Origin of the sequence: Aquimarina sp. AU474, assembly GCF_900312815.1 — a bacterium.
In the GTDB taxonomy this organism is placed as follows: domain Bacteria; phylum Bacteroidota; class Bacteroidia; order Flavobacteriales; family Flavobacteriaceae; genus Aquimarina.
Genome location: NZ_OMPE01000009.1, coordinates 930,778 through 952,781, shown reverse-complemented (window position 1 = coordinate 952,781; position 22,004 = coordinate 930,778). Strand labels below are relative to the sequence as shown.

Annotated in this window: 18 protein-coding genes; 12 read left to right on the top strand and 6 right to left on the bottom strand. The window is 33.7% G+C overall.

Features of this window, described 5'->3' with window-relative positions:
* The first annotated feature begins 13 nt into the window (after nt 1–13).
* A complete protein-coding gene (locus tag DK508_RS17660; protein ID WP_109302109.1) occupies nt 14–223 on the top strand; it encodes a hypothetical protein in 210 nt (69 codons plus the stop codon).
* Between the two features lie 180 nt (nt 224–403).
* Here the strand turns inward: DK508_RS17660 and DK508_RS17655 are convergent, their stop codons facing one another.
* Complete coding sequence (locus DK508_RS17655) at nt 404–586, bottom strand: hypothetical protein (RefSeq protein ID WP_109302108.1); 183 nt, start codon at nt 584–586, stop codon at nt 404–406.
* A gap of 366 nt (nt 587–952) precedes the next feature.
* Between DK508_RS17655 and DK508_RS17650 the strand changes: the two genes are divergently transcribed.
* Nucleotides 953–1,804: a hypothetical protein gene (locus DK508_RS17650; RefSeq protein ID WP_109302107.1), complete on the top strand. Its 852-nt coding sequence runs from the start codon at nt 953–955 to the stop codon at nt 1,802–1,804.
* Between the two features lie 363 nt (nt 1,805–2,167).
* Here the strand turns inward: DK508_RS17650 and DK508_RS17645 are convergent, their stop codons facing one another.
* A complete protein-coding gene (locus tag DK508_RS17645; RefSeq protein WP_109302106.1) occupies nt 2,168–3,859 on the bottom strand; it encodes a helix-turn-helix domain-containing protein in 1,692 nt (563 codons plus the stop codon).
* A gap of 108 nt (nt 3,860–3,967) precedes the next feature.
* Nucleotides 3,968–6,823 carry a sialidase family protein gene (locus DK508_RS17640; RefSeq protein ID WP_109302105.1) on the bottom strand — a complete coding sequence of 952 codons (2,856 nt, stop codon included), beginning with the start codon at nt 6,821–6,823 and terminating at the stop codon, nt 3,968–3,970.
* Between the two features lie 180 nt (nt 6,824–7,003).
* Between DK508_RS17640 and DK508_RS17635 the strand changes: the two genes are divergently transcribed.
* From DK508_RS17635 to DK508_RS17625, 3 genes are all read left to right on the top strand, one after another.
* Complete coding sequence (locus tag DK508_RS17635; protein WP_109302104.1) at nt 7,004–7,285, top strand: hypothetical protein; 282 nt, start codon at nt 7,004–7,006, stop codon at nt 7,283–7,285.
* A 115-nt stretch (nt 7,286–7,400) separates the two neighbouring features.
* Nucleotides 7,401–8,690, top strand: a complete 1,290-nt coding sequence (locus DK508_RS17630) for an aminopeptidase P family protein (RefSeq protein WP_109302103.1) — start codon at nt 7,401–7,403, stop codon at nt 8,688–8,690.
* 124 nt (nt 8,691–8,814) lie between these two features.
* The gene (locus DK508_RS17625) at nt 8,815–9,198 is read left to right on the top strand and encodes a VOC family protein (protein ID WP_109302102.1); all 384 of its coding nucleotides are present in this window, start codon (nt 8,815–8,817) and stop codon (nt 9,196–9,198) included.
* A gap of 59 nt (nt 9,199–9,257) precedes the next feature.
* Here DK508_RS17625 and DK508_RS17620 read toward each other — a convergent pair whose 3' ends face one another.
* Entirely contained in the window at nt 9,258–10,601 is a 1,344-nt protein-coding gene (locus DK508_RS17620) for a cytochrome-c peroxidase (RefSeq protein ID WP_109302101.1), read from the bottom strand.
* 117 nt (nt 10,602–10,718) lie between these two features.
* A complete protein-coding gene (gene brnQ / locus DK508_RS17615; protein ID WP_109302100.1) occupies nt 10,719–11,996 on the bottom strand; it encodes a branched-chain amino acid transport system II carrier protein in 1,278 nt (425 codons plus the stop codon).
* A gap of 37 nt (nt 11,997–12,033) precedes the next feature.
* On the opposite strand from brnQ, the gene DK508_RS17610 reads away from it, so the two are divergent.
* On the top strand, nt 12,034–12,816 hold the full coding sequence (locus DK508_RS17610; RefSeq protein ID WP_109302099.1) for an alpha/beta fold hydrolase: 783 nt from the start codon (nt 12,034–12,036) through the stop codon (nt 12,814–12,816).
* Nucleotides 12,817–13,035: 219 nt separating this feature from the next.
* Nucleotides 13,036–13,305 carry a hypothetical protein gene (locus DK508_RS17605; protein WP_109302098.1) on the top strand — a complete coding sequence of 90 codons (270 nt, stop codon included), beginning with the start codon at nt 13,036–13,038 and terminating at the stop codon, nt 13,303–13,305.
* 14 nt (nt 13,306–13,319) lie between these two features.
* Here DK508_RS17605 and thiL read toward each other — a convergent pair whose 3' ends face one another.
* Nucleotides 13,320–14,366 (bottom strand): thiamine-phosphate kinase, encoded by a 1,047-nt coding sequence (thiL, locus tag DK508_RS17600; RefSeq protein ID WP_109302097.1) that lies wholly within the window; start codon nt 14,364–14,366, stop codon nt 13,320–13,322.
* A 158-nt stretch (nt 14,367–14,524) separates the two neighbouring features.
* Between thiL and DK508_RS17595 the strand changes: the two genes are divergently transcribed.
* The 5 genes from DK508_RS17595 (at nt 14,525) to DK508_RS17575 (ending at nt 22,003) form a co-directional block, all read left to right on the top strand.
* Nucleotides 14,525–15,766, top strand: coding sequence for a choice-of-anchor B family protein (locus tag DK508_RS17595; protein ID WP_109302096.1), 1,242 nt, complete (start codon nt 14,525–14,527; stop codon nt 15,764–15,766).
* Nucleotides 15,767–16,085: 319 nt separating this feature from the next.
* A complete protein-coding gene (locus DK508_RS21605; protein WP_109302095.1) occupies nt 16,086–18,791 on the top strand; it encodes a choice-of-anchor B family protein in 2,706 nt (901 codons plus the stop codon).
* An 18-nt stretch (nt 18,792–18,809) separates the two neighbouring features.
* A complete protein-coding gene (locus DK508_RS17585; protein ID WP_109302094.1) occupies nt 18,810–20,177 on the top strand; it encodes a hypothetical protein in 1,368 nt (455 codons plus the stop codon).
* A gap of 5 nt (nt 20,178–20,182) precedes the next feature.
* Nucleotides 20,183–20,953 carry an MbnP family protein gene (locus DK508_RS17580; protein WP_109302093.1) on the top strand — a complete coding sequence of 257 codons (771 nt, stop codon included), beginning with the start codon at nt 20,183–20,185 and terminating at the stop codon, nt 20,951–20,953.
* A gap of 6 nt (nt 20,954–20,959) precedes the next feature.
* The gene (locus DK508_RS17575; protein ID WP_370443856.1) at nt 20,960–22,003 is read left to right on the top strand and encodes a cytochrome-c peroxidase; all 1,044 of its coding nucleotides are present in this window, start codon (nt 20,960–20,962) and stop codon (nt 22,001–22,003) included.
* The last annotated feature ends 1 nt before the right edge of the window (nt 22,004 follow it).

Below are 22,004 nucleotides of genomic sequence, written 5' to 3'. Positions count from 1 at the left end.
AAAATCAACTATTATGAAAAAAGCAAGGGGGAAAAAACTTAGCCTTCAAAAATTGAGTGTTGCTAAGTTAAATAATATGAATGCTATACAAGGAGGTCGTAAAAGTAGAAGACCTAGTTGTTATAAATGTGAAGAAGATGATATTTTGGCATACAGCCAAGGTCTTGATTGCCAAACACGAGTTGGAGCAAATTGCACAACTCCTACAATAATTCAACTGTAGTTTTAGCATTTTTGAAAAATAAATTAGAAGTATTTCTAAAGATTAAAATATGGAAGCAGGGTAATGTCAACTGCTTCCATATTTGGTTATATTTAAGCATGAACTGCTTAAAAAGAATAACCTATTGAGGCGAATCTAGTATGATTATACCTTGCCTTATTGTATTACATAAATCCAAGATTATATTTTATAGCCACATACATTATTATAGCATACCGCTCCGCAGCCACATTTTTGTCCGTGTTTACCACTACTACAAGGATCTCCTACGCATCCATTACCACGAACCCCTCCGTTAATTGATTTTTGCGCTGTTTTGTCTAATACTTTAGTTTCAATTCCATTTAAAATTTCGAATAACATAATATTATAAATTGTATTTGATTAAAAAACTCCAGACAGTTTATAGACATCTGAAACTCTGTCTTTATGATTTTACAGCTTTATTGAAGTGTTTAAACACTGTGCAAAACAAGGTCCGAATCTATATTTATTTTTCTTTTTGAAAGTCCTGATTTACATGGTTTCAAAAAATCAGGACATATTTGTGAGTACGAAGGTTTCTAGAAAAAACCTGCACTATTCCTGTTAAACAATAGAAATCCTTTCTAATATGTGCTCATTCTCTATACGATTCCAAAACTTTGTCCTGAAAATTTTAAAATCAAAGTATCAGGATATAGGTGTTATTTAATTTTGATACATCTGCAGAAATAAAATTTTATACACATGAAAATCAAATTAATTAAAAAGAAAGTAGTCTTATTTATTATGGTATGCAGCCTATTATATTCTTGTACAGAAGAAGAAAATTTGATGCCCGATTCATCAACAGAATTACAATCGATTAATAATAGTATAGAGGAAAAATTATTGGCTAGAGTGATATTACCTGAACAAATTACCATATCTTTTATAAAAGAAAAAGACGGGATCTCTTATCATGCTATTGGCAAAACTGATTTATTTAAAGGATTGAGCATATTAAATGAGTTAAGCATTTCAGAATTATTCCTTACCATAACCAACAATGATGTTGCTGTTCCAGAGAGCCTTCGTATTGCTATAGAAGATCAAAAAATAAAGATAAAAGCTTCTGAAAGAGCCATTATTTCATATCATCCCGAACCTATCATTGGTAAATCATTATCTGAAATTTTTAAAACGCAAAAGGCAACCCCTCCTCCTTCCATTTGCATTGAGCCAGATAACCCGTATGAGATGATTCAAGAGTTTGACAGTAATGGTATGTATTCTCGTCTTTATAAAGGCTATTACTCAATTGATGGTATTAATAGTTTTTATTCTTCAGGGAAAAAAGGGAGTGACAAATGTAAAAAAATCGGGTTCGACATTACAAACTGTAATTATGATGACGATCTTAGAATTGCTACCTATAAAAAGAACATATTGGGAAATTATATATGGGTAACCAGCATAAAAATCCCTAGTTACTATACGGTCTCATGGGCAAAAGAATACTCAAGTAACAAAAGACGATATATGGAGATAAAAGCGAATGATCCGTACACCTCAGGATTTGTATATGGCGGTTTAATGTATTTCAAAAAATACAAATGACATTTATAACCTGAATGCGATGTAAGAAAATCAAGTCAATTTGAGTGATCCAATGAAGAAGCATTATATCCCTCTTGCAACTAGGGTTTATAAAATTACAGATATTAAGAAGTCTCCAGTTTCGATAGCCGGAGACTTTTTTACATTATTGTTTTTTGTAGTTTGTATTGCTCAATTATACCAAACTTAGATTACGATTTTTGTTTAATTTATTTTTTACGTTTTTGAAAAAGGTGAGTATATTTTAAAAATCTAAAATCATACTCACCTCATACACAAACTCAACTGTATACAATACAAATGAGATGCAATTCTAATATTATTAAAAATTATAAATGTCCTTAAAGTTTGAATTTCAAGAAATCAGGAGATAATTTGTCGTTGCTTATATTCTTTGGGAGAGATTCCCGTGTGTTTTTTAAATGCAGAATAAAAAGGAGACTTTGAATTAAAACCAGATTCCATTGCAATACCGAGTATAGTATAATTACTAAAATCGGGATCTTTTAGCTTGGATTTTACTTCCTCTACCCTATGACTATTTATATAATCACTAAAATTGCTGCCCACTAATTTATTAATCAACTGAGATAAATAATTGCTGCTTATTTGTAATCTTTTAGAAATATTCTCAAGCCCTAAGTTGGAGTCCAGATATATCTTTTCTTCTTTCATTATAAATTCTAGCTCTTTAAAATAAACATTATCATTTGGGATGTTAGTATAAGTAATACCACTATTATTTGTTCTTATTTGAGAAAGTTTTATTTCTGTTAATTTAGCTATCAATAAAAACAATGTAATATCGTAGGGTTCAAAATATGATTTTTCATCGTGTTCAACATCAAGGACTCCTATTACTTTCTCTTTTATAAATAATGGAATAGAAAGTTTTGATTTTCCAACATTGTTGTTGTTATCTTCTACTACACCTAAATCTTCTATGTATTGATATTTGCCTGTCATTACAACCTTACCTAAGATTCCTTCTATAGGGATAGATATTCTTTTTTCCTTTTTAATAATTTCACAATTAGTTTTATTGTTATATGTCGCTTTAGGAATCAGTACTTTATTTTCATTACAAACCATATAGATACTACACTGCTGTATTTGTAATTGAGAAATGCAGTTTTCTACAATATCTAATAAGACATCATTACTTTTGTTTTTATCAAACAACGAAGTGGCAAAATAGCTTAATATTCCAGTTATCGAAATAGGATTAGAGTGTATTAATTGAAGTTCTTTCTCTGAGAAAACATGCTCTAATCCAGATAGTTGAAATTTAGTAATCTTTTCTTGTATAGGATCTTCTAAATTGTTCACGCGACCCGATACTTTATTTAAATGTTTCCTTCCTAAAAAAATAAAAACATAGCAAAAGATCATATACAATATCCAAATTGGATAATATGCAGAGTGCCCCGTTACTTCTTCTTTAATAAAGAAAAGAATAATGGTAAGCATCCAAAATATAGATAATAGTACTAAAGTAATAAAAACACTCTTTATCCATTTTGTTTTTTTCCTAACATAAACAAAAGATAATCTTCCTAAAGAATTCTCATACTCTTGTATAATACGATAATTCCATACCGAAAGTAGAAAACAAAAAATAACTGCAAAATTTTCATCTATTTCATTCAATAAAAAGGAAACACTACTCCTTGAAAAAACAGAATAATCTATAAATATGTTAACTTTTATTACCGTATATATAATAAAAAATACCACGAACGGAATCAAAAGATAATGCCTATATTTTTGATATACTTCTTCTTTTTCAAGATAGTAACAGGTAAATGCTGTAAACAAAACGGGAGACAAAAATTCGAATGGAGTATATAATATAAGAATCCAAGAGTATAATTTAGTGATTCCAAAATCTATTAATAGTATCTGAAGAATCACCAAACTGGCAGTAATTAGGAAATAATAAAAATACTTAAATGTCTTTTTCTTCTTTTTGTTACAAAGAAGATTAAAAACTGCGAAAACTGCAATACCCAGACATCCTAATAGTAAAATAATGTTGTACGGGTTTATTTTCATTGGTTAAAACAAAGTATTACAATATCTAGAACGTTTTACAGTGCAAATCCCCCTTAACATTTTTAAAATATTTACTGTTTAATTCAAAAAATAATATGAGTTTCCTCATTATTTTACCTCAAACACTATTTTTTCAACACTATTTTTATTGGAGATTTGCGCATAATATTTACCAACTGGGAGGTAATATTTTCCATTCTTTTTCTTCGCCACTTCCTCATCATCAAATTCTTTTTCTAAAACCTCTTTTCCTTTTTCGGTCATCGTCACATCATACTCTACATAATTAAGACCCTTATCGGCTTCTACTGAAAACTCATGTAGTGTTTTACCTTCAAGAGAAGTAATTTGAACTAAAAAATCACCAGCTGCTGCAGTATAAAATTGAATTGTTGAAGACGGGTGTTCATCAGGCTCTAACCATTTACTCCAAGACATCCCCCATCCTTCAGACCATGGAATACTTTTAATATCAAAAATATATAATGATTTTTTTTGAATTTCTGGATCAAATAATTGAATGGGCCTTATGTTAGTTTTATAGATGCTTCTCCCGTGAGTTCCTAGTAACAGATCATTTACATCAGGCTGAATAACAATATCATGCACAGCAACATTAGGAAGTCCTTCAGAAAAGGCATTCCAGGTATTACCTTTATCCAATGATACATAAGCTCCGTTATCAGTACCTACATACAATACATTTTGATTCTTAGGATCTTCTTTAATGACATTAACCGATGAGACTGGTAGATTCTTTCCAATATTTTTCCAATTTTGGCCATAATCTTCACTAACATATATATAAGAGGTAAAGTCATCAAAACGATAACCATTTAAAGTAACATATACTCTTTCATTCTTATGTGAAGATGCTGCTACTCTAGATATCCATAAGTTTTGGGGGAGATTATCAGAAATATTTTTCCAGTTTCCTCCAGAATTTTTGGTGACATACACTAACCCATCATCACTTCCTGTGTATATCAAACCAAATTGAAGTGGAGATTCTGAAATCGTAGTAAGAGTTCCATAAGCTATATTTCCTTTTTTACCACCCCTAGTAAGATCTTTAGAAATAGCAGTCCAATCATCACCCTTATTCATAGATCGCATAAGTTTGTTCCCTCCCATATAGAGTATATCCTGATTGTGAGGTGAGAGCAGTATTGGAGTTTGCCAATTAAATCTATATGGTGATTCTCCTAATTTATGTTTAGGTTGAATATAAGTTTGTTCTTTTTCTCTTCGGTTCAATCTAAAATAATTTCCAAACTGAAATCCTGTATATATAATGTTAGCATCTCTATTATCAATCTGAACTTGCATCCCATCTCCTTCTAAAATTTTATCCCAAGGATATTCCCCATTTTGATGCCAAGAAGCATCTTCTTTTGAAGTGTGAGCTCCCATCCAGACTCCGTTATCCTGTAACCCCCCATATACATTGTATGGCGTTTCATTATCTATATTAATGGCATAAAATTGTCCAACATTGGGTTGATTAGCCTTGATCCAATGCCTACCATCATCATAAGAAATATTAACACCTCCATCATTTCCATTTATCAAATGATTCGGATTTTTTGGATTGATCCATAAAGAATGATGATCTGCATGCACATTTTTACCGTTAATACTAGAAAATGTTTCTCCTCCATTCTTAGATTTTAGTATAGGCACGCCACTAATGTAGATGTGTTCTTTATTTTTGGGGTTGACCTGAATCTGACCAAAATAATACCCATAACTAAAATAAATATCATCTAAATAATTTTTGTGTGTTTTAATCCATGATTTTCCTCCATCATCACTTCTGTAGACCTCTGTACCTATTACTGGTGTATCGAATAACATCGAATTGGCATCCACAAGGTATTTGGTCAAATCTTTAGGTTCTACCGTCCCAACGCTTACCATTTGCTTTAGATTATCCGCCCTATATTTTTCTTGAAAACCATTAGTCTTCAAAAATGCATTTAACTTTTTATTATTAATTTGTAAAAACTCTTCTGTTGACATGGTTTTAAAATCTTCTTTAGTCAACCGATCATTAATTTTTTCTGGATTATTATTTTTTCTTCTGTATTGATTATCATGCACTACATACAATGTTTTGTCATCAAAGACAGCTAACCCTATTCGCCCAACACCGTCTCCAGTTGGAAAACCGCTTCCATTTACCGAAATTTTATTCCACGTACTTCCTGCATCGATACTTTTATATATAGCCGATCCATTACCACTACCTCTAAAATCCCAAGCCTTACGATCTTTATCCCAAGCTGCGGCATACATTACATTAAAGTTTCCTGGTGCAAATGCCAAATCAATAATTCCAGTATGATCATTAATAAATAACGTGTTTTGCCAGGTGTTTCCTCCATCAGAGGTTTTATATACTCCTCTTTCGTTATTCGAAGAATAAAGATGCCCTGTTACACCAATAATAACCTCATTTGGGTTCTCAGGATGTATAACGATTCTCCCTATATGGTGTGAATCGCGTAATCCCATATTTTTCCAATTTTTACCATTATCAATAGATTTTAAAATTCCTGTACCAGCATAAGATGATCTAGAAGAGTTATTCTCACCAGTTCCTACCCAAATAATTTCATTTTTCCAATCTACGGCGATATCTCCTATGTTAATTGTTTCAGCAGAATCCATTACAGGAGTAAATGTAGTTCCATTATTAACCGTATGCCACAACCCCCCAGAGGCATAAGCTACATAAAACTCTGTAGTATTATCTGGGTTTACATCAACATCAACAACACGACCACTCATCACAGAAGGTCCTATGTTTTTGAATGCTACATTTTTAACTAATGACTCATTAGTCATCTTTTGCTTTTGTAATAAACTTTCTTGAATTGTTTTGGTATTAGTGGCAGATTGCCAAGAAAAACCGATAGTACTAATTAATAAAAAGAATAAAGTTATTGTATATGATTTCATTATATGGATGGTTTAGCGAGCGGAAAGTATGCATTGCTGAAATAGCTTCAAAATTTTTAGAAATTGTTTAACAACACTCAAAAACTTAAAACTGAAACATTTATATTTAATTGGTTAATTTTTGCGATTATCACTAATTTTTAGTTAATTTATTGTTAACTAATTAAAAAACATGAAATCATGGAAGAGTATTTGCCATTAATAATTCAGTTAATAAGTGGGGCTATTGGAGGAAATATAGCTGGTTCATTACTTAAAAATGCATCATTTGGTAGAATAGGGAATTCTATCCTAGGTATTCTAGGTGGTGGTATAGGAGGTTATCTTCTAGGAATGCTAGGTATAGATACTAGTGGCGGAATGGATATCGCAGGCATACTAGGAAGCGTAGCCGGCGGTGGTGTTGGAGGAGGTGTGTTAATGGCCATTATAGGACTGATCAAAAAAGCGATTAGCAAATAAAATTATTGTGAATACATTACTTTAAAAAAGGAACTCAAATCTTATGAGTTCCTTTTTTTATTACATCAATAATAATCCTATTTTTGAAAACGTATTTTATAAATAAAAACGTCTCATGAAATATCACCAAATAGATAAGGCTCTTTTTATCAAGAATAGAAAGAATTTTATGGCTAAAATGAAGTCAAATAGTATTGCTATTTTTAACAGTAATGACATATATCCTATTAGTGCAGATAGTACCATACCTTTTGAACAACACAGAGATATTTTTTATCTAAGTGGTGTTGACCAAGAAGAAAGTATTTTATTACTTTTTCCTGATGCTCCAAAAGAAAAACATCGTGAGATCTTGTTTTTAAGAGAAACTAACGAACATATTGCGATTTGGGAAGGTGAAAAACTAACTAAAGAAAAAGCTTTTGAAGTATCTGGTGTACAAACAGTATACTGGTTAAAAGATCTAGAAAAAGTTTTCTTTGAAGTAATGACGCAGTGTGAGACAGTATATGTAAACACAAATGAACATTATAGGTCTAATGTAGAAACTGAAACCAGAGAAGATCGTTTTACCAAATGGTGGAAAGCAAAATATCCTGCCCATAATGTTGCGAAAAGCAACCCTATTTTACAACGACTACGATCTGTAAAAGATCCGATAGAAATTGAATTAATGCAAACCGCATGTAATATAACCGAAAAAGGATTTAGAAGGTTATTAAGCTTCGTAAAACCTAGTGTATGGGAATACAATATTGAAGCAGAATTATTGCATGAATTTATTAATAATCGATCCAAAGGTTTTGCTTATACTCCAATTATTGCAAGTGGACCTAATGCTAATGTACTTCATTATATAGAAAACAACCAAGAATGTAAAGATGGGGATTTAATACTTATGGATGTTGCTGCAGAATATGCAAATTATGCTAGTGATTTATCTAGAACGATTCCCGTATCGGGGCGCTATACAAAAAGACAAAAAGATGTATACGATGCTGTATTGAGAGTTAAAAACGAAGCTACAAAAATGTTGGTTCCTGGTACGATTTGGGCAGATTATCACGTCGAGGTAGGTAAAATTATGACATCAGAATTGCTTGGACTAGGTCTTTTGGATAAAGCAGATGTGCAAAAAGAAGATCCCGAATGGCCAGCTTATAAAAAGTATTTTATGCATGGCACATCCCACCACATAGGTTTAGACACCCATGATTACGGAATTCTTACTGAGCCAATGCAGACCAATATGATTTTTACTGTAGAACCTGGTATTTACCTTCCTGATGAAGGTTTTGGGATACGATTAGAAGACGACGTGGTAATTCAAGAAAAAGGAGAACCTTTTAATCTTATGGAAAACATCCCTATAGAAACTGAAGAAATTGAAGATCTAATGAACTAATTTTTAGATTATATAAGGATAAGCCTCAATTGTTATAAAAACAATTGAGGCTTATTATTTTAATGGTTTATAGAATATTTTATTACGTTATTTCGTTGATATAAAAACTCTTTCTTTATATCCTATGAAACGAATGAAAATTACTGCCGGTCACCAACAAGCAATGCCTTATCTAGTGGTTGAAAAAGCTGAAGATTTTATTGATTTTATTCGTAAAATATTCAACGCTCAAGAAATGCTTCGTAGCCTTGACGGGGATAAAAGAATTCAACATTCAGAAATTAAAATTGGAGATAGCACTATCCTTCTTGCCGAAGCTTCATTACACTATCCAGCACATCCAGGATCAATGTACGTGTATGTACAAGATACTGATCAAACCTATTATGATGCATTAGATTCTGGGGCCTCATCATTAATGCAACCCATGGATGAGGATAGCGGAGCCCGAGGAGCAGGTTTTCAAGACCCCTTTGGTAACACCTGGTGGATTGCTACATTAAATTAATTATAAAGAAACCCTCTCCACAAGGAGAAGGTGTTTTTATGCGTCTTTATCCTCATATATTAATCACAACCAAGATCGTTTCTTGATTGGTCATCATTATTAGGGAAACAAGCACCAGAATTTACGATTTCTGGCACATATCTTTTTAGGTTTGGATCTCTTAATCCATTTTCGATAAATACCGCGATATCATCAACTTCTTGATCTGTTAAATTAATAGTGCCAAATTGTATTGCTAAGTTTTCGGTAGTTACATCACTAGATTGTGGTACTCCTTCATTTTTATATACGACCACTTCTTTTATAGAAGTAAAAGTTCCTCCATGACCATAAAATCCATTATCTGCGATATTGTATAAAGTAGGTGTCTTAAATTTATAGTTGTCTTCTGATTTTTGAGTAAATCCACCTCTTCCTTTTTTCACTTTATCAAATCCCGCATCATCCAAAATAATAGCTTTGCTAGAATCATCAAAATCACCCATTCCAAAAGCATGAAAATCTTTATCATTTAATGCCGGTCCTGTGTGACATTCATAACATTTTCCGTTTCCAAAAAAAGCAATTGCACCTCTTTTTTCGGCAGTATTCATAGCATTGTTCTTTCCCTTTAACCATTCTTGCCATGGTGCTTGATTGGCTAATAATATTCTTTCATACGCGGCCATAGCCAATGCGGCATTTGTAGTACTATATCGCTCACTTTCATCAATATCGCCAAAAGCAGCATCAAACAGTTCTTTATATCCGTGAGTATTTACAAATTCATCATCAATTAATAATCGATGTACACCTTGCCCTTTTATGGCTTGTACCTCAACTCCTTGAAATCCTAAAAAGTTCTCCTGAATATTGTCCCAACTTGCTTCTGTACCTTCATTGGTTCCGGTTCCTCCAAATTGACCGTTCCATAGCATAACATCTTGATATGCAACATTTAATAATGTAGGTGACCTTAAAGGTTGTATATCTACCGAGTTAACAGGTACACTTTGATCAATTACTCGACCATTACCGTTTATTCCAAAACCAACTCCGCACTCACCAATTCCCTGACGTAATCCAGAACTGAAACCAGCGTTAACTTGATGACAAGAAGCACAAGAATAAGTCTCTCGCATCTTTTCAACTTTTGGGCTTCTACCCAATGCCGTTTCATGTAAAAGTAATTTTCCTAAATCAACTTTGGCCTTTGTAATAGGATTTTTAGGATCATGAGGAATTTTTGAGTAATCATCACTTTCTGGAAAAATAAAGTAAGAAAGTTCTTTTCCTTCAGAAGCACTCGTTAATAGTTCTTTTAATTGAACATCTAATGTGTTTTCTATTGGTACATAATTATCATCATTAGTACAAGAAAATAATAGCAATACTATTCCTGTCAGGGTAATTATTTTTTTCATTAATCCCGCTTTTTTGTTTTAGGTTTATTTATTATCTGTGGTTGTTTTCTGCACGCGAAAATATCAAAAACCTAAAGAATATAAAAGGGGAAATTACCCCTAAGCGCAATTAAAAAATTATTGTTTTTTGGTAAGTAATATTATATTCATAATAACAAAAGTAATAACTGCAGGAACTAGCCATGCTAAGCTAAACTCGCCAAAAGGCAGGGTCTCTAAAATGGGAGCTACTTGCTCCTTCAGACCAATAGAACCCAGAAAATCCGGTAAGCTGAATATAATGGTCACAATAACTACTGCTCTAAAAACCAACGGATGTGTCAATTTATCTGGTAAAACATTAAGCAAAATTAAAACTATTGTTATTGGATAAATAAACATTAGTGCAGGCACCGCAACATCAATAATGTAATGTACATCAAATTGCCCCATTACCACACCCAGAATACAACCTATGATTGCGGTCAGCACATAAGCCTTTTTAGAGTTTTTAAATATCCCTTTCATAAAATCTGCTGTACCAGTCACTATACCAACCGCCGTAGTAAAGCAGGCTAATCCTACGAGAATACTCAAAAGCGTTTTTCCTATGTTTCCTAAAGTGATTAAACTTAAACCAGATAACAATTCTGTTCTAGTAGTTTCTTGATCAAAAACATTGCTATATAGAGCACCATTATAAATCATTCCTGAATAAATGATAAGTAGTCCTAAACCGGCTACAATACCTGATCTAATAATAAGTCCTTTATTGTGCTCAAAACTGTTTTTCCCTTTTATCTGCAAAGAAATAATAATAACCCCACCAACCACAACTGCTCCAATAGCATCAAACGTTTGATATCCTTCTAGTAATCCACTAACTAGCGGGATTTGAAGTTCGGATGGTCCTATTCCTGGTGTTTGCGCAGAAAAAACACCAATAAAAATAATACTAAGAACAACTATAAAGATAATAGGAGAAAGGAATTTTCCTAGTAACCCTAAGATCCTAGATCGGTTAAGTACAAAAAGGAGAACCAACGCAAAATACACACTACTGGTCAGCCATGCGCTAGTACCAAAAAAAGGTTGGATGGCTATTTCATGAGTTACAGATGCCGTTCTTGGTGAGGGCAAGGATAAAGAAATAGCATACACTAATAAACAATAAATAAGACTAAAATTAGGTGATACCTTTTTTGCAAAATCTAGCATCGTGCCTTGTAATCTAGCGTGTGCTACTATTCCAAGTAATGGGATAATCACTGCAGAGATTACAAAACCTAAGGTTACCATAAACCAGGCATCTCCCGCTTTTAAACCTAATAAGGGCGGAAGCATTAAGTTTCCGGCACCAAAAAACATAGAAAATAACGCAAATCCTGCGACGAAAGTTTCTTTATTAAATCTCATTTAGTTAGGTTTATGCGCCTAAAAATAAACTTTCAAAATGATTTTAGCACACAAAGGGATTAAAATAAATTATAACACCTTTGGAAAAGGGGCTCCAGTTGTTTTTCTACATGGGTTTTTAGAAAATTCAACTATGTGGGAAGAAGCAATTACATTTTTTTCGAATCAGTATCAATGTATATCTATTGATTTGTTAGGGCACGGCAATACAGAGAACTTAGGATATGTACATACTATGGAAGACATGTCTCAAGCTGTAAGAGTTGTATTAGATTCTCTAAAAATTAATACCGCAACATTTGTTGGTCACTCTATGGGTGGATATGTAGCACTAGCATACATCGATCTTTTTGCCGATTCAGTTTCTGGATTAGTGTTACTTAATTCTACTTCTTTACCAGATAGCGAAGAACGAAAAATAAGTCGTTCTCGGGCAATTGATATCGTAAAGAAAAACCCAAATGCTTATACGAGTATGGCTATTGCAAATCTTTTTGCAGAAAAACACAGATTCAAATTTTCTCAACAAATAAATAGTATTAAAAACCAAGCTTCAAAAACATCTTTACAAGGAATTATTTCTTCTTTGGAAGGAATGAAAATTAGAAAAGATCGTGGTAATATTTTACAAAATTTTAAAGGAGCTAAAGTTATCTTTGCAGGAAAACTTGATCCTATATTAATATATTCACAAAGTCTACAAGAAGCAAAACAATACAATATTGATCTCGTAAGCTTTGATGGTGGACATATGTCGTATGTAGAAAATAAGGAAGAGTTTTTATCCGAATTGGATAAATTTCTCTTAGCATCACCCTAAGAAAATACTGAAACAGGGAGAATTAATGCAAATTTAACATAGATGAAATGCTCTTTTTTAAGGCAAAATACCTATTAAAAGCAGGTTTTGTGTTAAAAAAGCACAATTTAAGCCACATTTTTCTTACAAATATGTTTGTAGTTTCAAAAAAAATATTATTATTGTATTGATAATGAACCTATAACACCCGTGCATGAATTTGTAACCCCTTAGAAAATTATGAAAAAATCTACCCCCAGCCCCGCATTTTCCTTTTCAAAAATTTACTGTTCTCTATTTGGTCATAATTATGTGTTGTCCAAAAATGTAACTCATCACATAAAAGAATATTCTTGCTCGCATTGTGGAGAACAAGCTACAACCAATAGCCGAGGTCGATTAGAAGCTATGACTCCCAAATTAAAAGAAATTAATAATGCATTGGCTTCAGTGCATGCTAAGAAAATTGCTAAAAACAAAGTAAATACTGCTTTTCAAGTAGCTTCCTAATCTATCGTATTCTTCTATTCTTTAATCGGATTCCAACCTTGAGCTTGTAGTTCTATTTTTTCATTGGCTCTAGTTACTAATCCTACTCCACTTTTTTCATCTGTCATATGACCAATAACGGTCAAATTTGGATTTGCTTTTATTTTTGGATAATCTTCTTGTTTAATAGTAAATAATAATTCATAATCTTCTCCTCCATTAAGTGCTACAGTCGTACTATTTATTTTAAATTCTTCACACACAGAAATTACAGCAGGATCTAAAGGTATTTTTTCTTCGTATAGATTTACACCAACATTCGATTGTGTACAAAGGTGTATCACCTCTGATGATAATCCATCGCTAATATCTATCATACTTGTTGGTTGAACCTCTAGCGCTTTTAAAAGTTCACGAATATCCTTTCGTGCTTCGGGTTTTAGTTGTCTTTCAATAAGATAGGTGTATTGATCTAAATCTGGTTGAGAATTTGGATTTACTTCGAATACTTGTTTTTCTCTTTCTAATACTTGAAGTCCCATATATGCGGCTCCCAAATCTCCTGTAACTACTAAAAGGTCTTTTTCTCCAGCTCCATTACGATAAACCAAATCTTCATTGTTACTATAACCAACAGCGGTAACACTAATTATTAATCCAGTAGTAGAAGACGTTGTGTCTCCTCCAACAACATCAATATTATAAATTTTGGCTGCAGTTTCTATACCAGCATAAAGTTCCTCGATTGCTTCTAAAGGAAATCTATTAGAAACAGCAATAGACACTGTGATTTGCGATGCTGTCGCATTCATTGCATATACATCAGAAAGATTTACAACCACGGCTTTATATCCTAGATGCTTTAAAGGAACATATGAAAGATCAAAATGCACCCCCTCAATTAACAAATCTGTAGTTAGAACACATTTATTAGAATCAAAATCTAAAACTGCAGCATCGTCACCAATACCAAGATTAGTAGTTTTTTGGTTAATCTTAAAGTTCTTGGTTAAATGATTAATTAATCCAAACTCTCCTAGTTCAGATATTTGCGTTCTGGGTGTATTTTTATCTTCAATCATTTTGCAAAGGTAGCCAACAATCTAATTCTAATTCATAAAAATCTTTCGAAAAATTAGTGCATATGAAGTTAGGTAACCTTTTAAAACAAAACTAGTTATTCTACGTTATTAAATTAAGTTCAAAAAAGTTTGGTATTTTTACTAAAATAGTTGTCAGTATGAAAAATTATAAATACCCCATTTATACACTCTTCTCTTTTATTTTTTTATTGGGTTGCAGTGGAGATGATGACGGAGGTGCGCCTATAGATATGGGTCCCGATCCAAATGTTTCTAATATTTGCGAAAATGGTACCGCCGCAGGATTTTATCCTTGTAATGGATACGATTTTGTTTCTGCGATATCCCTAAGTACTATGAATGCAAATGCTGGAAATGATAGTTGGGGTTGGACAGATCCTACTAATGGTAAAGAATATGCTCTTATCGGATTAGATAATGGCACCGCCTTTATTGATATTTCTACACCAGAAACTCCCATATATTTAGGCAAATTACCCACCGCTACAGTCAATAGTTCTTGGAGAGATGTAAAAGTATTTAATAACCATGCTTTTATTGTTAGTGAAGCACCCAATCATGGTATGCAAGTATTTGATTTAACAAGGTTACGCAATGTTTCTAATCCTCCTCAGAACTTTACAGCAGATACTCGTTTTACAGAATTTGGGAGTGCACATAATATTGTAATTAATGAAGATACTGGTTTTGCTTATGCCGTGGGAACAAGTCGATCGGGACCGTTTCAAGGAGGTCCTGTTTTTATCAATATCCAAGATCCCAAAAACCCTATTAATGCCGGTGGCTTTTTATCATCTGGAGATAGAGCTTATAGTCACGATGCGCAAGTAGTTACATACAGCGGTCCAGATAGTGATTATACAGGTCAAGAGATATTAATAGGAAGTAACGAAATAGAAATCGTTATTGCAGATATTACCGATAAAGATAATCCAATAACCATCTCTACTATAAAATATGCAGATGTTGGATATACACATCAAGGATGGTTTACAGAAGATATGAGGTATTTTATTTTGGGAGATGAAACCGATGAACAAGGTGTTGGCTTTAATACACGAACAATCATCTTTGATTTTGAAGATTTAGATACTCCTATAGAGCATATGACGTATACTGGACCAACCGCGGCTATTGATCATAATGGATATGTAAAAGGAAATAAATTTTATCTTGCTAATTATAGAGCAGGTGTTAGAGTTATCGACATATCTGATATCGCCAATAAAAATATTTCTGAAATAGGTTTTTTTGATACGTTCCCGTCTAACAATAATGCGGATTTTAGCGGTGCTTGGAACGTATATCCTTATTTTAATAGCGGTAATATTGTGATCAGTGACATAAATTCTGGGTTTATCCTCATAAAAGAGCAATAACAAAACTAAACTTTACTAATAATTTACCTAGTTAAAGATGTGCCTTTTCTAAGGGCAATCCAAAACTAAAAAACACCACCAATGCTTTCAACGGCATTGGTGGTGTTTTTTTATAAACTCTCAATAAATTAGGTAATTTATTATCAGGTAGACAACCAAATTGTTAAAAAGAGTTAAAAAAACAACAAATTCGTTGTGTTTAAGGATGTTTCTTTGAATAAATTCAATAAATTAGGTAATTAATTGAATTATAACGCATTAAAATATTAAATATATGATATAAACCCAATTACAAACTAACTCTTAAAACACAAACTCAATGAAAAATCTTATCACCACACTACTGTTAACCACAGTAGTATGGGCCTATGGTCAGACACCATGTCAAAATGGTCTGGCAGGCTCTTATCCTTGCAACGATTACGATCTAATGTCTACTATTACTCTTTCTCAAATGAATGCTGGGGCAGGTAACGATAGTTGGGGATGGACAGACCCACAAAACGGAAAAGAATATGCTCTTATTGGATTAAATAATGGAACCGCATTTATCGATATTTCTAATCCTACTAATCCTGTTTATCTGGGTAAACTACCAACAGCAACCAGCAACAGTTCATGGAGAGATGTAAAAGTATATCAGAATCATGCATTTATTGTTAGCGAAGCTTCTAATCATGGAATGCAAGTTTTTGATCTTACAAGACTAAGAAATGTAGCAAATCCTCCGCAAACCTTTACTGCAGATACGAGATATACCGAATTTGGTAATGCTCATAACATTGTAATCAATGAAGATACTGGATACGCATATGTTGTTGGTGCCCAAAGAAATAGTGGTCCATATAGAGGTGGTCCTCTATTTATCAACATACAAGATCCTAAAAACCCAATAAATGCAGGTGGATTTTTATCTGGTGGGCAAAGAGCCTATACCCACGATGCGCAAGTAGTTACCTACAGTGGACCTGATACTAATTATACCGGTAGAGAAATATTAATCGGAAGTAATGAAATTGAAGTAGTAATTGCTGATATTACAGATAAAAATAATCCTGTTACTCTTTCTACCATAAAATATTCTGATGTGGGGTATACTCACCAAGGGTGGTTTACCGAAGATATGAGATATTTTATATTAGGAGATGAAACCGATGAACAAGGTGTTGGGTTTAACACCAGAACAGTCATTTTTGATTTTCTGGATTTAGACAACCCAATAGAACACATGACCTATACTGGGCCAACTGCTGCTATTGATCATAATGGGTACGTAAAGGGAGATAAGTTTTATCTTGCCAATTACAGAGCAGGTATACGAGTAATAGATATTTCTGACATTGCTAACAAAAACATGACGGAGATTGGTTTTTTTGATACCTATACTTCGAGTAACGGAGCTGCTTTTAATGGTGTCTGGAATGTTTACCCATATTTTAATAGTGGGAACATTGTGATTAGTGATATCGAAGGTGGATTTTTCTTAATTAAAAAAAGTAGCCCAGTTGTATGTAATGCAACTGTTCCTACCTCTCTTTCTTCTTCTAACATTGGATCGGTTTCGGCAACAGTGAGTTGGAGTCCTGTAGCGGGTGCCACTTATGATATACGATATCGAGTTGTAGGAGCATCTTCATGGACCACTGTCCCTCTTTCAGGAACTTCATATACCATAACGGGGCTCTCTGCTCTTACGCAATATGAAGCTCAGGTAAGAAGTAAATGCTCTGGAGGGGACAATTCTTCTTATAGTAGTTCAACTACTTTTACCACAACCGATACACAATTAACTTACTGTGATTCTAATGGAAACAGTGTATCTGATGAATATATAAGTAATGTGGCTATTGGTACTATAAATAATCCTTCTGGTGCTTCTACTGGAGGGTATGTAGATTATACATCGATTTCTACCGATCTTGCAAAAAATACGTCTCATACCATTACCATTACTCCTACATGGACTGGTACAGTTTATAGTGAAGGATATAGTATTTGGATAGACCTTAATCAAGATGGTGATTTTTCGGATTCTGGAGAACAGTTATTGTCTCAAAACGCAACAAGAGATACACCAGTTACAGGAGATTTTACTATTCCTGCTGCAGCACTTAATGGATCAACTAGAATGCGCGTCTCTATGAAATATAATGGAGTGCCCTCTCCTTGCGAATCTTTTCAATATGGCGAAGTTGAAGATTATACAGTAAATATTACTGGTGGTGGTCCCGGAGGACCCGGACCAAGTGGCTGTACTTCAGGAATTTCTTCTTTCCCTTACAATGAAGGATTTGAAAACACTTTAGGAAGCTGGACTCAATCAAGCTCAGATGATTTAGATTGGACCATAGATTCCAACGGTACTCCATCACGAAATACTGGACCATCGAGTGCCACTGATGGCACTTACTACATCTATGTCGAAGCTTCGGGAAACGGAACAGGATATCCTAATAAAAGTGCAATTATTACCTCGCCCTGTATAGACCTTGGTTCTGCAGCAGATGCTACACTATCTTTTTCATATCATATGTATGGTAATACAAATATGGGAAGTATTGCTTTAGAAGCAAGTACAGACGAAGGTGTTTCTTGGACAAGCTTATGGAATCAAACAGGAAATCAAGGAAATTCATGGCAAAATGCAACTATAGATCTTACTCCTTATACCGGAGATGGTGTGCAATTAAGGTTTAATAGAATTACTGGTAATTCATGGCAAGCAGATATCGCAATAGATAACTTATCAATTACAACAAGTGTTGCCGTAAATAGTTCTATTGTCGTATTAGAAGATCTAAACTTTTCTATTTTTCCGAACCCTGTTGATGGACCCATGTTAAATTTATCAACTAATAATAAAAATGTTTCTAACTTTGAAATAAAGAACTTTGTAGGACAATTAGTACGAAAGGGAAGCGTTAGTAATATTATAGATGTTTCTGCTTTAAAATCAGGAGTCTATTTTTTACAGGTTGCTACCAAAGATCAACAAGTCGTTACTAAACGTTTTGTGAAAAAATAACACAAAAAAAATTGGTCAATGAATCGTCATAAATTCTTACCCTATATACTCATTCTCTGTATTGCCACACTTAGTTTTGTTGCATGCAGTAGTGATAACTCTGATGACCCACCCCCACCCGGCACTCCAATAGATGGTTTTTTGGGTGAAGTTGATTGGGTAAAAACATTTGGAGGAAGCAATGAGGACAACGCCCTATCGGTAGTAGAGACTACAGATGGTGGATATGCTATTGCTGGATATACACAAAGTATCGATGGTGATGTAACAGACAAAACCGCTCCCGATAGTGATTACTGGTTACTAAAACTTAATCAAGACGGAGAAATTTCGTGGAGCAAAACCTATGGTGGCTCTGGTGATGATAGAGGAGAAAAACTTATCCAAACCTCTGATGGTGGATATGTAATGGTAGGCTATAGCAGAAGTAATGATGAAGATGTAGCTGTAAATGCTGGTCTTCAAGATTATTGGATCCTAAAGGTCAATGCCTCTGGTGATATTCTTTGGGAAAAAAGTTTTGGGTTTCCAGGAATTGACAGAGCCTTCTCTGTTATACAAACCAATGATGGAGGGTATTTCATTACTGGGTTTCTTGATGTTACTGCAAGCGGGGGAGAAGGAAATGATGATAAAAGTAATTTCTCTAAACATGGCGTTGGCGAATTTTGGGGAATTAAACTGGATGCTTCTGGAGAGAAAGAATGGAGACGTTATTTTGGAGGCACAAACAACGATCGTAGTTATGATGTAGTTCAAACAGATGATAACGGATTTTTAATGATTGGTTCTTCAGAAAGTATTGATTTTGATATCACCAACAGTAAAGGTAGTTATGATTTTTGGGCAGTAAAAGTAAACTCTGAAGGCACTAAAATATGGGAGAAATCCTTTGGTGGGGTTGAAATTGATGTAGCTTATGCAATCGCACCTACAGGTAATGGTCGGTTTGTTATTGTTGGCGATTCGAGAAGTAGTGATGGCGATATCACAAATGCCAAGGGAAATGCTGACCTCTGGATGATTCAAATTGATGGTAACGGTAATTTAATTTGGGAAAAGTCAATCGGTGGTACCCAATTTGATACTGGCCGAGGAATCAATAAAACCCAAAGTGGAGGTTTTATCATTACCGGAAACTCCAGAAGTAATGATGTTGACATAACCCAAAACAAAGGACAAAGCGATGTTTTAAACCTTATTATAGATGCTACTGGTGAAGTTCAATGGAAAACTACAACAGGTGGTAGTAAAGCCGAATTTGGCGAGAGCTGTATTGAAACTAATGACAAAAAAATTGTAGTTGTTGGTAGTTCTGAAAGTAGTGATTTGGATATCTCTAATAACAAGGGATCCAAAGATGTATTAATTATAAAATATAAATAAACACAATGAAAAAAATAGCATATATCCTCTTAACGTTTTTAGTAATCGTACTATCTTGTAAAAATGATGATGGAGGAACACCAGAACCAACCTTTGGTACTTTAGCTCTGGATTTTAAAAATACAATCAATGCTACTGGTATCGAATTAGGAACCGATTCGTATACTAATGCAAGTAATGAAGTGTATACCATTTCAGAGTTAAAATATATTATCAGCAATATTGTACTCATCAAAGCCAACGGGGAAGAGTTTGTATATCCTGTTGACCGTAGTTACTTTTTGATCAATGAGGAAGTTGTGGCTAGTAAAAAAATAAATCTTGCAGATATCTCTTCTGGAGAGTATACAAAAATCAAGTTTGGATTTGGTGTAGATCAATCCAAATATCCTCTTAACGGAATGACTAACTTTATACCTACAGCCGAAGAAAGTGGAATGCTATGGAGTTGGTCTGCTGGATATAAATTTATTAAATTTGAAGGATCATATACGGTAAATGGTGGAACTCCTGCTGATTTTTTAATCCATGTAGGAAGCCATGGCACCACTTTGGACAATTATAAAGAAATTACACTTGATTTGCCTACTGCTTTAACCATTACAGAGTCTGCATCTCCTGAAGTAGCTATTAATGTCGATATTGCAAAAATATTTGACGGTATCAACACCCATTCTTTGGTAACAAAAAGTGATGTGCAAGTAGATCCAGTAAATGCTCCATTAATCGCAGAAAACATAACGGCAATGTTTACAGTAACTGCCGTTTCTAATTAAATTATTTTGAAAATATTCTCATACATAGTGATTATCCTTATTGGAGCTTCTTGTAGCTCTGATAAGGAAGACTATGTTCCTATTGAGAATGCAGCACTTCAATTTACGGTTCCTGCTAATTTTCCCGAACCTAGTTATAATGTTTCTTTAAACCCTCCTACAGAAAAAGGGTTTGAATTAGGGAAAAAACTTTTTTATGATGGTCGATTATCATCCGATGGCGTTATTTCTTGTGGATTTTGTCATATACAGGATTTTGCATTTACCCATCATACACATATCGTAAGTCATGGTGTTGGTGGAGCATTAGGTACTCGTAATGCCCAACCTTTACACAATATGGCGTTTATGAAAGAGTTTACTTGGGATGGAGCTGCCAGACATCTGGATTTACAACCGATTATACCAATTACCGCAGAGGTTGAAATGAATGAAACCTTTAGCGGCATTGTTAAAAAATTAGAGGACCAGCCAGAATATGTAAAACTTTTTGCTGAAGCTTTTGAAGATCAAAAAATCAATCCTGATAATATCCTCAAAGCACTTTCTCAATTTATGATCATGATGATTTCTGCCAATACTAAATATGACAAGATTGAAAGGAATGAAGGTTCTGTCTTTACTCAAGAAGAGGCCTCAGGTTTTGAGCTTTTTAAATCCAAGTGTGCTTCGTGTCATCAAGGAACTCTTTTTACAGATCAATCTTATCGTAATAATGGCCTAGCTATTGATCCACAATACAATGATATAGGAAGAAATAGAGTTACTGGCTTGGCTGAAGATCTTCACAAATTTAAAGTACCTAGTTTAAGGAATATTGAACTTACTTTTCCGTATATGCATGATGGTAGGTTAAAAACTCTAAATGATGTATTAGATCATTATAGTGATGGTGTTGTAAATTCTGAAACGTTAGAACCAACGTTTAAAAGACAAGACGGTACCCTAGGGATCCCTATGACCGCAGAAGAAAAACTACAGATCATAGCTTTTCTAAAAACACTTACCGACGATGATTTCTTAAATGATGATCGTTTTTCGGAATTTTAAA